11 protein-coding genes and 1 pseudogene are annotated in these 11,844 nt (G+C 74.1%); 7 read left to right on the top strand and 5 right to left on the bottom strand.

Going from position 1 to position 11,844, the window contains the following annotated elements; all coding sequences use genetic code 11:
- The 3 genes and pseudogenes from QWU11_RS19405 to QWU11_RS19395 all read left to right on the top strand — a co-directional run.
- Positions 1-872 (top strand): annotated as a pseudogene (locus QWU11_RS19405) (hypothetical protein); the annotation flags it as partial.
- A gap of 30 nt (positions 873-902) precedes the next feature.
- A complete protein-coding gene (locus QWU11_RS19400; protein ID WP_290114228.1) occupies positions 903-1,361 on the top strand; it encodes a YbaB/EbfC family nucleoid-associated protein in 459 nt (152 codons plus the stop codon).
- 14 nt (positions 1,362-1,375) lie between these two features.
- On the top strand, positions 1,376-1,738 hold the full coding sequence (locus tag QWU11_RS19395) for a hypothetical protein (protein WP_290114226.1): 363 nt from the start codon (positions 1,376-1,378) through the stop codon (positions 1,736-1,738).
- A gap of 51 nt (positions 1,739-1,789) precedes the next feature.
- Here QWU11_RS19395 and QWU11_RS19390 read toward each other — a convergent pair whose 3' ends face one another.
- On the bottom strand, positions 1,790-3,412 hold the full coding sequence (locus QWU11_RS19390) for a type VII secretion protein EccE (protein ID WP_290114224.1): 1,623 nt from the start codon (positions 3,410-3,412) through the stop codon (positions 1,790-1,792).
- Positions 3,413-3,638: 226 nt separating this feature from the next.
- Between QWU11_RS19390 and QWU11_RS19385 the strand changes: the two genes are divergently transcribed.
- The 3 genes from QWU11_RS19385 (at position 3,639) to QWU11_RS19375 (ending at position 8,970) form a co-directional block, all read left to right on the top strand.
- Positions 3,639-4,127, top strand: a complete 489-nt coding sequence (locus QWU11_RS19385; RefSeq protein WP_290114215.1) for a sigma-70 family RNA polymerase sigma factor — start codon at positions 3,639-3,641, stop codon at positions 4,125-4,127.
- Positions 4,124-4,798, top strand: a complete 675-nt coding sequence (locus tag QWU11_RS19380; RefSeq protein WP_290114211.1) for a zf-HC2 domain-containing protein — start codon at positions 4,124-4,126, stop codon at positions 4,796-4,798. The genes QWU11_RS19385 and QWU11_RS19380 overlap by 4 nt, the downstream gene beginning before the upstream one ends.
- Before the next feature lie 344 nt (positions 4,799-5,142).
- Positions 5,143-8,970: a hypothetical protein gene (locus QWU11_RS19375; RefSeq protein ID WP_290114207.1), complete on the top strand. Its 3,828-nt coding sequence runs from the start codon at positions 5,143-5,145 to the stop codon at positions 8,968-8,970.
- Here QWU11_RS19375 and QWU11_RS19370 read toward each other — a convergent pair.
- The gene (locus QWU11_RS19370) at positions 8,965-10,167 is read right to left on the bottom strand and encodes a cytochrome P450 (protein ID WP_290114198.1); all 1,203 of its coding nucleotides are present in this window, start codon (positions 10,165-10,167) and stop codon (positions 8,965-8,967) included. The genes QWU11_RS19375 and QWU11_RS19370 overlap by 6 nt on opposite strands.
- A gap of 55 nt (positions 10,168-10,222) precedes the next feature.
- Positions 10,223-10,675 (bottom strand): nuclear transport factor 2 family protein, encoded by a 453-nt coding sequence (locus QWU11_RS19365; protein WP_290114189.1) that lies wholly within the window; start codon positions 10,673-10,675, stop codon positions 10,223-10,225.
- On the opposite strand from QWU11_RS19365, the gene QWU11_RS19360 reads away from it, so the two are divergent.
- Positions 10,674-10,904 (top strand): hypothetical protein, encoded by a 231-nt coding sequence (locus tag QWU11_RS19360; protein ID WP_290114285.1) that lies wholly within the window; start codon positions 10,674-10,676, stop codon positions 10,902-10,904. The genes QWU11_RS19365 and QWU11_RS19360 overlap by 2 nt on opposite strands.
- A 53-nt stretch (positions 10,905-10,957) precedes the next feature.
- Here the strand turns inward: QWU11_RS19360 and QWU11_RS47345 are convergent, their stop codons facing one another.
- Positions 10,958-11,053 (bottom strand): DUF397 domain-containing protein, encoded by a 96-nt coding sequence (locus QWU11_RS47345; RefSeq protein ID WP_354670859.1) that lies wholly within the window; start codon positions 11,051-11,053, stop codon positions 10,958-10,960.
- A complete protein-coding gene (locus QWU11_RS19355; protein WP_290114187.1) occupies positions 11,041-11,841 on the bottom strand; it encodes a helix-turn-helix transcriptional regulator in 801 nt (266 codons plus the stop codon). The genes QWU11_RS47345 and QWU11_RS19355 overlap by 13 nt, the downstream gene beginning before the upstream one ends.
- Between the last annotated feature and the right edge of the window lie 3 nt (positions 11,842-11,844).

Raw genomic sequence — 11,844 nt, 5'->3', positions numbered from 1 at the left:
CCGAACCGCCCGGCGGCGACCTGCCGGGTGGCGCGCTCGCCCCGCCGCTTCCGCTCGCGGCCGGCGCGCCGCCACCGGGCCCGGACGCGATCGGGCCGCTCGCACCCGGCATCGGCGACATGGCCCTCGTGACGCGGCCCGGCGGGCTGGCGGACCTGCCGCCGAACCCGCGTGCCGTACCCCCGCCGCGGCTCGCGCCGCTGGACCCGGTGGAGGGGCAGGCCACACCGTTCGGCGAGGGCACACGGTTCGGCGGCGTGCTCGGCGACCGGCCCTTCGCCGCGCCTGCCGGCGATCTGGTCCGGCCGGGCGACCTGCCGCTGCACGATCTCGTATCGGGGACCACTCCGGGGACGATCGGCGGCCCGGCTCCGGCGGGGGTGCCGAACACGCTGCTCGGCGCCGCGCCGCTCGGGTTCGCCACGCTGAGCGGCGGGCTCACCCCGCCCGTACGGGAGTCCGCGGCCCCGCCCGGCGTCCTCGGCGCTCCGCCCGCGGGCGACCGGTTGTTCGCCCCGGGGCAGCAGCACCTGACCGAGCCGGCGCCCCCGGTCACGTCGCGCGGCGGCGGGCTGGGCTCGCTGCCTCCGATGACGGGCATGGCGGGCGCCGGGTACGGCGGCATGGTGTCGGCCGGCCCGGACCCGGACGGCCGCATGTTCCTCGACGACGTCTTCGAGGAGAACGAGGAAGAGAAGGCCAAGGCGAGGGAGCGCTCACTCGTCGGGGGCCCGCGCAAGGAGAACGGCGCACCGTTCACGCCGCCGTACGGCACGGCGCGGGACGAGGAGAAGGAACGCGAACGCGACCACACGGACACGACCGAGGACCTGTGGGGATCGGTGGCCGGGGCGACGTCCCTGGGCCGCTGAACCCTGCCTGCGGAAGGGGAAGGACCACCAATGGCAGCGGAACCGGCCGGGCAGATGCCCGGCATCCCGGGCCTCGCCGGCCTGATCGAGGACTTCGTCGCCGACTTCGAGCGGCGTCGCACCGAGCTCACCGAGGTACAGGACAAGATCAGGAAGTCCTCGTCCACCGCCACCTCGGACAAGCGGATGGTGACCGCGACCGTCGGCCCGCACGGCGAGCTGACCGCGCTGAAGTTCAACTCGCACGACTACCACGACCTGTCCTCGACCGAGCTGGCCGCGGTGATCGTCAAGACCGTGCAGAAGGCGCGCGACACCGCCATGGACAAGATGGGGGAGATCGTGGGCCCCGTGCTGCCGCCGACCATCGACTTCGACGCGGTCACCGGCGGCCGGCTCGACCTGGCCTCGGTGCTCCCGGAGAACCCGCTCGAGACGCTCGACCTCGCCCGATTTCTCGACCGGCACAAGCCGGACGAGGACGCCTAGGAGAAGGAGGACACATGGCCGATCACATCAGCGTCGATCCCGAGAGGATGGCGGCCTCGGCCAGAGGCATGCTGACGTTCGAGGACATGTTCGGTGGCAACATGTCGCGGATCCAGACGGCCACCGCCCAGTACATGGACGGGTTCGGCAACGACGACTTCGGCCGGCGGCTGCACGAGCAGTACAACGGCATGGCGCTGGAGCTGGTGACGAACAGCGAGGGCCTCGTCGACGCCGTCGGCCGCATACGTATGAACGCTTACCACTCGGCCGAGGCCTGGCACCAGACGAGCCACCTCGGCGGCGAACCCGCCCTTCCCGTCGCGCACAACGTCGTCCACGCTCCCCTGAACGCCCAGCACGGGCCTCAGCACTGAAGACGGCGAACGCCCCCCGCCCAAGGGCGGGGGGCGTTCGCGTCTCGTGGTTCAGGCCTCGCCGAGCAGGGCGGTCTCCTCCGGGGACGGCGTCAGGTCCACCAGCCGCACCGAGCCCTTCCGTACGAGGGCGACGGCGTGCCGCGGCATCAGGCGCAGGGCGTTGGTGGCGGCGCCCGGCAGCTCGTACGCCCTGGTCACCGCGTCGACGACCGCGGCGGCGGGGCGGTGGACGAGCGCCGTGTCGTACGTGGCGACGGTGGCCGGCTCGGGAAGCAGGTCGAGGGACGCGCACCAGGGCGCCGGGGCGGGCGGCGAGCCGGTGCCGTCGTCCAGCGTCACCCAGGGGCGCAGCGAGGTGCCCTCGACCGGCCCGGCGCCTGGGGGCACCCGCTCGATCGAGGTCGGCCACAGGCCGGGGCGCGCCGTGACGGCCCGTACGAGCGCGCCGGCGTCCGCCGCCCGCCGCGCGAGCAGCGCCGCGACCGCGGGACCGGCGAGCAGCGCGATCCGCACCGGGCCCGGCTGGAAGACCGGCAGCAGCTCCTGGCCGTGCGCGCCCGTGCCGAGAAGGAGGCCCTGGCCGCCCTCGCGCAGGAGGGGCGCGGCGGTGTGGCGTGGCCGCCAGGAGACCGGCGTCTCGACCTCGCGGCCGAGCGGGAGCGTGGCGAGGACGCCCTGGTGGTGCTCGCCGTGCAGCGGCACGAGCTGCGCGCCCTGACGCCGCGCCGCCCGGCGGGCGTCCCTGGCGGCCGTACGCGGCGCGACCAGCCGCACCAGGGTCGTGGCGCGGAACGCGTCGCCCCGCGCGGGCGTCAGCGTCACCGACAGGACGCCGGCCTCACCGAACTCGGCGAGCCCGGCGGCGGGCCAGCGGCGGAGCCAGAACACCGTGTGCCGCAGATCGCCGCTCGCCCACGCCCGCCAGTGCTGGCGGGAGGGTGCGCCGGGGGTCAGCGCGGCGTCGTCCAGCAGCGCGGCGCGGACCTCGGCGGCGTCCATCGTGTGCGCCCGCCGGCCGTGGGCGGTGAGGAGCTCGACGACGCGGCGCGCGCGCAGCCGCAGCGCCCGCTGGAAGGACGGCGCCCCCATCGTCTCGCTCCCCGGCCCGGCCGTACGCGGGTCGAGCCGCAGGGCGATCCGGGTCAGCTCGGTACGCCGTGGGCCGCCGCCCGGGTTCGGCACCGCGTGGACCAGCACCTGGATCGCGGCGAGGGTCACGTTGTCGCCGCGCAGCGCGGGGGCCAGGATCTCGGGCCGGAGTTCGGCGCCCGGACCGGCCGCGTCGACCGCGACCACGGCCGTCCAGCAGGACCCGTCCTCGATGACGCCGATCCGGGCGTTGGCCGGTCCGGCGCCGCGTATGCGCAGCTCGGGCAGCAGGTCCTGGCGCAGTGCCGCGACGCCCTCATCCGGCGCGCCGGGCAGGACGAGCTCGCGGGGCACCGGCCGGCGGCGCCTCACCAGCGCGGTGCCCAGCCACTGGTAGCCCCATCGGTGGTGCCGCCGCGCCAGCGTGCTGAGGAAGACGACTCCGGCTCCGGCGGCGAGGGCCGAACCGGCGGGCCCTTGGTGCGTCAGTCCGTACGCCAGTCCTGTCGCGGCGGGCGCCCACACTCCGACCTGCGCGGCCCGCAGGCCGGCAAGCGGGGGCTTGGCTCGATCGGCGGTCATCGGGGGTCCTCCGTGGTCGTGGGCCCGGCACGGCGCCGGTGCCACTCCGAGGTACGAGCGCGGCCCCGGCACGGGTTCAGCCATCGGCAATCGCCTTCGCGCTGAACCTGACGGTGAAGAAGTCCCGTACCGCTGGGCGACATGACCGGACCGACGGTGTCCAGGAGGCACGGTGATTGCGGAAGCCCGGGTGAGAAACCGGACTGGGCGACACGATGACGAGACGTTGATACGACGGCTGTACGCCGAGCACGGGAAGATGCTGCTGGCGTACGCCACTCGGTTGACCGGCGATCGCGGCGCGGCGGAGGACCTCGTTCAGGAGACGCTGATCCGCGCCTGGCGGCACTCCGACACTGTGGCCGGCGCGACCGTACCCCTCAAGGGCTGGTTGCTCACCATCCTGCGAAACCTGGCGCACGACCGGCTGCGACGCCGGTCGGTACGGCCGGCCGAGGTGCCGGAGCTGCCGGAAGGAGGACCGGCCAGCGGTGACCATGCCGACAGGGTGGTGGAGTCGCTCGTGGTGCTGGACGCCTTGAAGACCCTTTCCACCGAGCACTACACGGTGCTCGTCGAGATCTACTACCGGAACCGTTCGGTCGCCGAAGTGGCGCGGATGCTCGGCATCCCGGAGGGCACCGTGAAGTCGCGGACCCACTACGCGCTCCGCTCCCTGCGCGCCGCGCTCACCGCCGGGGAGGAGGGCCGATGAACCACGATCTGCTCCTGGGCGCGTACAGCATGGGTGTGCTCGGCCACGACGAGGCCGCGCAGGTGGAGGAACACGTGGCCGCCTGCCCGGCCTGCCGCGACGAACTCGCCGAGCTGACCGCGACGCGTGACCGGATGGCGGAGGTGCCTCCTGAGGCGTTCCTCGACGATGGCGCCGGTCCCGAGCTCGTCCTGCGGCGTACGCTGCGCAGCGTACGGGTCGCGCGGCGGTCCCGGCGGGGCGCGCTTCTCGCGGCGGCCGCGGCGGTCGCCGTCGTGGCGGGGGCGGCCGGGCTGGGCGGCGGTGTGCTGATCGGACGGCATGGCGGTGCGCCCGCTGCGGCTCCGGCTCCCGCTCCCGTGACCGCGGCCGTCTCCCGTACGGCGACCGGCGTCAACCGGGCGCTCGGCGCGACGATGACGGCCTCGCTCGTCCCGGCCGACGGCTGGGTGCGGGTCAAGGTCCGGATGAACGGCGCCCCCGCCGGCGTCGACTGCCGCATGACGGTGGTGGCGAAGGACGGGTCCGTACGGCCGGCCGGCAGCTGGCGGACGTCCGCGTCGGGCAAGGCCCCGGTCGTGGACGGCGCGGCGGCGGTCGCGCCTGCCGACGTGGCCGCGGTCCGGGTGGAGACCCTGCGCGGCGAACCGCTGGTCACCGCGCGATTCTGAGCCTTCCTCATGCCCGGCCGGCGGCGTCCGGCCGGGCTTGCCCTTTTGGTCAGCGGATCCGGCCGGCGTTGCCGGGATCGTCCTCGATGGCGAGGTAGAGCCTCCGGAGCGGCGGCCGGCCGGCCGAAGATGACCGCCCGTACCGCCCGGTCGCCCTCGCACCTGCTGAACCGGCGCTCTCGGGCGTGCGTACCGGACATCAACCGCGCCGCCTCCGAGGAGAAGAACCCGATGAACCGAACCCCTGACGACACCCGGCTGAACGACGCGGCCACCCACGTGATGACCGCGCGCCGGGTGGCGCGCCCGTTCCACCGGCGGGGTGGGGAACCGGTGGGTGCGAGATGACCGGCTCTCCGGCACCTTTCGCCCCCGCGCTACCGGCCGGCTGGGCCGCGCGGCGTGTCCCCGCCGGTGTCTGGGTCTTCGAGGAGCCGGAGCCCGCACCCGCACGCGCCGCCGAGCTGCGGTGGCCGGTCCCCGAGCCCGCCCGGCCCATCCTGGTCGTCGACGGACGCGGCGAACCCGCCCTGCGAGCGGCGGACGCGGCCGTACGATCCCTGATCGACGAGGGCGCCCCGCGCCGCGTACGCCTCCTCTTTCCCGGCCTGTCCCCGCAGGCGGCCCAGCGTTTCGCCGACCGGCACGGGCTGGACGTGGTGGCCACTTCGGGCGCGCTGCGGATCGGCCGTACGCACCTGCACACGTGGGGGTTCGACGCGGCGCGGCCGACCGAGTTCTGGCAGTGGTTCCGTTTCGTTCCGGGGCGGCGTCCGGAGCCGTTCGGCGCGGTGTACCCGCTGCCGGAGTGGGAGGCTCTCCTCGTCGGGTCCGCCGTGCCTTCCCGGCTCGCCGGCCTGGTGCCGTGCCGGATCGCCGCGGGTCTGGCCCTGGTTCCGGATGGTCTCACCGACGTGGCGTTCCTTCGGTACGCCGCCGAGATCCAGCCGGACCCCGCGCGGCTCACCGTGGCGGCGAGCGGTCCACCGTCGGTCCTCAACGCCGTGGAGAGCCTGCTGGCGGCGCTACCCGGGATGCGCCGGATCCGGATCGTCTGCCCGGACCTGGCGAGAAGCCCGGGCGTACGGGACCTGGCGCGGAGGTACGGCGCCGAGCTGCTCGCCCCGGACACCGAACTCGTCCGGACGCGGGCCGGCGCCCTGATCGCGACGGGCCCGGAGAGCCTGGGCCACTGGGTGAGGACGACGGCGGACGGCCGTACCGAGAGCCTGGGCGCTCTGCACCCGGTCCCGTTCTGGCGCCCGGCACTGCGCGAGGTGCTGGCGGGCTCGCGAGACTTAAGGGAGACGCCGTCCGGCGTGCGGCTGCCCCGGCCGACGGGTTCGTCCACGGCCCGCCTGGCCGCGGTCGTCCCCCCGTCCCCGGAACGCCCCACGATCCTCGCGGACGGCGACCCCGGCCGTCCTGGGGACCGCGCCGCCGTCGAGCGGGTCATCGCGCTTCTTCCCCCGGAGCTACGTACGTCGTTCCGCCTGGTCATGGCCAACGCCGAGGCAGGCGGCCCGCGCGCGTACGGCCAGTGGCTGGCCAACCGCTTCGGCGCGCTGATCGCCGTCGCCTGCGACATTCCGGCCGCGGCCTGGGAACCGACCGCGCCGAGGGTCCCGATCCCGGCCCCGGCGTGGCAGGAGTTCGCCCCGGAGGAACACCCCCCGTTCCCCCCGAACCGCCTGCTGGACCACCAAGCACCCGCCCTCCCGCCGAACGCCCCCGCGACCCCGCAGCCCATCGCCGAGCCGCCTGGGACGCCGGCACCGGTGGCCGGGCTTGGCGCGCCCCACCGTGCCCCGGCGGCGGCGATCGTGCCGGGCACCGCTCCGGACTCCGTCGCCGCCTTGATGACCGTCACCCGGCCCGATACGGCACGTACCGCCCTGGGCTCCTCCACAGCCCCCGCAAGGGTGACCGACCCCGGTTCTTTGGCCGCCCCGGCCACGGTGCCGCCGCCCGAGACCGCCCCGAAGTACCCCGTCATTCCGGCGATGTCCGCTCAGTCCGGCGTCGCCCCAGGGTCTTTCGTCACCACGGCGACGATGTCGCCGCCCGACACCGCCCCGACCGTGCCGGGCTCCGTCGCCGCGGCGGCGCCTGACACCGCCGCAGGCTTTTCCGCCGCCCCGGCGGCGCTCCCGCGCGAGGCCCAAGTGCGGCTCGTCTCCGCGCCGCCGCCACTCGGAACGCCGCCGCCGCGACACGAAGCGGAAGCGAGCCCCGGGCCCTCGGCGGCCACGCCCGGCGACGGGCCGGCCGCGCGACGGGCCGAAGAAGCGAAATCCCGCCCCTCCGGCCCCGCACCGATCGCCGCGCCGGCGACGACGCGCGAGGTGTCCCGGCACCCTGGCCGCCGTCCCGAGACGGCACCGGACGCCCTTCCTCCAGCCCCGCCCGAGCCCGGAGACGTGCCCGTCTGGCCACCGACGGCCGGCCCCGGCCGACGACCGCCACGCCGACCCGGCGACGTCCCGCCCCTCCCGAAGCCGACCGCCGGCCCCCGCTTCTCCACCGCCCCGGCCACGCACCTCTCCCCACCGGCCCTGCCCACTCCCGCCCCGCCGTCCGACCCCGGCCGACGACCCCCGCGCCGATCCGACGACACCTCCCCGTTCCCGACACCGACGGCCGGCCCCCGGCTCACCACCACCCAGGCCCCGCCCACTCCCGCGCCGCCGACCGACCTCGGCCAACGACCCCCGCGCCAAGACGACGACACCGCACCACTCCCGACACCTACCGCCGCCCCCCGGCTCGCCGTCGCCCAGGCCCCGCCCACGCCGGCCTCATCGGTGGTGCCGCCTTCGGCTTCGCCATCACGAGTGGCGACGCCTCCCGCTGCCGCGGCCTCACTCGCTACGTCCCCCCTGACCTCCCCGGCCGTGTCTCCGGTCCAGCCGGGCACCGCCCCAGGCGCGCCGCTCTCGAACCCGGTGCTCCCACCGCCCGTCGCACCCACGGTGCTCATGGGGGCGCCAAGTCCGGCGGATCCCGTCGCCTCGCCGTCTTCGCGACCGCCGGCGCCCTCACAGCCCCCACCGGCCGCGCCCGGCCTCGCCACGCCCCCGCCGACAGCGGCCGGCCTGGCCACACCGCCGCCGACCAGGTCGCCTCTGGCCACGCCCACTCCGACCACACCCCAGGTGACCGGGCCTCCCGTACCTCCGGTCCAGTCGGACACGGGGTCGGCCGCTCCGGCGGCCGCCCCCGTACCTCCGCCGCCGCCCCTCGCACCCGCGCTGCCACCGGGTGCGGCAACGCCCGTCGGCTCGCCGCCCCCATCACCCCAGCGGTCCTTGCCATCCGGGCAGCCGCCCGTGCAGGCCTCACCGGCGCGTGCCGGGTCCGGGGTGCGGCAAGTGGTCGTGGTTCCGCTCGTTCCCCGGGCGCACCGCACCGACCCTGACGAGCGGCGGCTCTATCGGGAGCGGATCGGGACCCGGCGGGAGCGGCACATGGTGGCCGTCACCCGCGTGATGACCGAGCGGCCTGCGCTCCGGGCAGCGATGGCCTCCGAGTCCGACGACGCCGTCACCACCGACCTGTCCGCACTGCGCGCCTACCTGAGTGGCGATCTGCCCGGACTGGACGCCGCCCTGCGCGCCGGCGACGCCGGCGGCCTCCCTGCCGACGCCGGGAGGCCCCGTGCCGACGCCGAGGGCCTCCGTGCCGACGTGGCCTGCTGCGTCTCCGGGCTGCGGCTGCTCGCCGCCTACCGTGGGCCCGCCTACCGTACGGCGGACCTCACCGACGACGAGGCGGCCTGCCACTCCCCCGGCGACGTGCTGGCCGAGCCCGGGTTCACCGCGGCGACCGCCCGCCGGCCGCGGCAAGAGGGGAACGCCCTGTACGCCATCTGGTCCCGTACCGCCCGCCGGGTCGCCCCGCTCTCAGGCGGCGACGACCCGGGAGCGCTCCTGTTCGCGGCGGGGACGGCCTTCACCGTGCTCGCCTCCGCGCGGGAGAACGACCGCTGGGTGATCCATCTCGACGAACGCAACCGGCCCGGTCAGGGTGACGGCGCGCTCACCGAGGCGGACCGGACCGTACTCCGGCGGCTCCACGAGGCGGAGACAGAGCCGGCCGACGACGCGCCACGTTCCCACGGCGCGCCGCTGGGCGTCGGCGACCGGTGCCGCTACGTGCCGCCTCCCTCATGATGACGGCGCGTCCCACGTCACCGGCAACCCCAGCAGCCCACGGGTGGCCATACCGTGCTTCCACCGAAGCTCCTCCTCGGGCACCGCGAGCCGCAGGCCGGGCAGCCGCGCCAGCAGCGAACCCAGCGCGACCTGCAGCTCCATCCGGGCGAGCTGTGCGCCGACGCAGTGGTGCGCGCCGTGGCCGAGGCCGAGCTGCGCCTGGGCCATCTCGCGCCTGACGTCCAGCCGGGCCGGGTCGGGGAAGGCACGGGGGTCGCGGTTGGCCACGGAGTACAGGGGCAGGACCGCGCGGCCGGCGGGGACCGTACCGCCCTCCAGCGGCACGTCCACGGTGGCGTACCTCGGCAGTTCGGTCTCGGTCGTCATCAGCGGGATGTAGCGCAGCAGCTCCTCGACGGCGCCGGAGAGCAGGGACGGGTCGTCGCGCACGAGGGCGAGCTGGTCGGGGTGGGCCAGCAGGGTGTACACGAAGTTGCCGATCTGCGAGGACGTCGACTCATGTCCCGCGGCGAGCAGGACCGTGGCCAGCTCGATGAGCTCCTGCTCCGAAAGCCGTGACTCCTCGTCGTGCGCCACCACCAGGGCGCCGAGCAGGTCGTCGGTCGGCGAACGCCGGCGCTGCGCCACCAACTCGCCGAGGTAGTGCGCGAGCTCGCCGAGCCGGGTGTCGCGCTGTTCGGGGGTCAGCGCCGTCGTGGACATGAACGCGTCCGTCCAGCGCACGAACTTTCCCCGGTCCTCGTACGGCACGCCGAGCAGCTCGCAGATCACCGTGGTCGGGAACGGCACCGCGAAGTCCCTCACCAGGTCGGCGGGCGGCCCGGCCGCGATCATCGCGTCGAGCAGGCCGCCGGCGGTCGCCTCGGCCCTGGGCCGTAGCCGTTCGACGCGGCGTACCGTGAACGCCTTCGCGACGACCCGGCGTACGCGGGTGTGCTCCGGCGGGTCGAGGTCGACGATGCCGCCGGCCGCGTGGTGCTCGTGGGTGCGCGGGACGTCGCGGTCGACCGTCTCGGCCCGGCTGAACCGCGGGTCGGCGAGCACCGTGCGGACGTCCTCGTAGCGCGTGACCAGCCACGCGTCCTCGCCGTACGGGAGGCTGACCTGGCAGACCGGCTCGGCCTCCCGTATCTCGTCGAGCCGGCGGTCGAACGTCAGACCGTGCGGCTCGTCTAAGGGAAATCGCTTCGCCATCACCCACCACGTCCTCTCTGTTCCACCGCGAGATCACCACGCGGAGCGGGCGACGTCAATGCCCGTCGAGACGTGCCGAACCCGACGGCCGCAGGTGGTGGCTCACGTCGCCGGTCAGGTCGACGTGGACGCGGCGGGACGTGAAGATCCATCGCCGGTCGCGGCGCGAGAACTCGTCGTGGTAGCGGCCGGCGACGATGGGCTGCAGCGGCAGGCCGGGCACTGCCTGCAGCACGGTGAAGTACGCGCGTGAGGTCGCCGTGCCGGTCTCCTCGTCCACGTCGACGGCGATGTTGGTCGTCACGTGCTTGGTCCGCGGTGTGCCGTCGTCGTACACGACCAGCGTGTCGCGGAACATCGCCTCGATCGCGTCGCCGCCGGTCACCTGCCCGCCGGAGCCGATGAACGCGGCGGAGGCGAGAAGCGCGCCGACCCCGGCGAAGTCGCCCGCGTCCACGAGTTCGGCGTACGACACGATGAGGTGCTCGATGGCGCGGTGGCTCGACATGGTCACTGCCTACCAGACGGAGGAGAGCCCGTGGAGACGCGACCGCAGGCCGGCCCGCCGCCGCTCGACCGGGAGCGGGCAGGCGGGCGGCGAGGCCGAACTCCACGTGTGGCCGGGCGGTTTCCACAGCTTCGACACGGAGGCGCCGGACGCCGCCCTCTCCCGGCGGGCCCGGTCCGCGCAGCGCGACTGGATACGGAGCCTGCTGGACCGCGCCCGCGGCGCCTGACGCGGTGAAGAGCGCCCTGCCCTTCGGAAGGCAGGGCGCTCTTTCGCTCCGGGCTACCCCCTCCGCCCGTCTTCGCAGACGGTGACCTCTACACACTGATTCCCGTTCGCGTTGCTCCGCTCGGATTTCCGCCAGTCTAGAGCTGCCATTCTTCGATCACCTTCTCGATCAGCTTCATTGAGTCCTTGGGCGGCAGGGCCGCCTCCCGCACGTCTTCCCAAATCTTGCTGGCCTCTACGACGTCACCGTTTCCTTCGACCACCCGACCGCTGAGTATGTCGTCCACGTTCACGAGCTTCGCGTTGTCGAGTTCGGCGATCATGAACGGCAACGTCGAGTAATATTCGATACCAGCCGGAATCACTTTCGCGACGATGTTCGGCCGTTTCGCACATTCGCACAGGTATGCCAACTGCTCCACCATCACGTCGGGCCCACCGACCAAGCGCCGCAACGCATACTCGTCAATGACGAAGATACACATAGGCGGATTCTCGTCGGTGAGAATCTTCTGCCGCACCACCCTTCGGTGAACTCTCTCCTCGACGTCGATCGGAGAATGCCTCGTGAACCGCATGACCGCCCGCGCGTAGTTTTCGGTTTGGAGGAGGCCGGGAATTACGGACAGCTCGTAGTTCTGGATCAGGTTCGCCAGACCCTCCGCGGCCAGCCAGGCGTCATCCCATTCCGAAGGGATCTCCCGGGTGACCCATCGTTCGTAGTAGCGGGCCAGGAATCCATTGGTGCCGAGCACGTCGTCACAGCGCTTGACGTCTTCCAGGTGCGGAGTCCGCTTGCCGTTCATCCACTGACTGATCGTGGATGGGGCCACGGTCAGCGATTTCGCGAGTTGCCGTGCGGTCATCTTCGCCGCGTCGCAGGCGTGCCCGAGTTCCTTACCCCACGCCTCAAGCGCTGTCTCCCGTTTCGGTGCCATCGA

Origin of the sequence: Actinomadura sp. DC4 (assembly GCF_030406325.1) — a bacterium.
Classification (GTDB): Bacteria; Actinomycetota; Actinomycetes; order Streptosporangiales; family Streptosporangiaceae; genus Actinoallomurus.
Note: the sequence above shows the minus strand (reverse complement) of the source record. Positions and strands in the feature narration are given on the sequence as shown.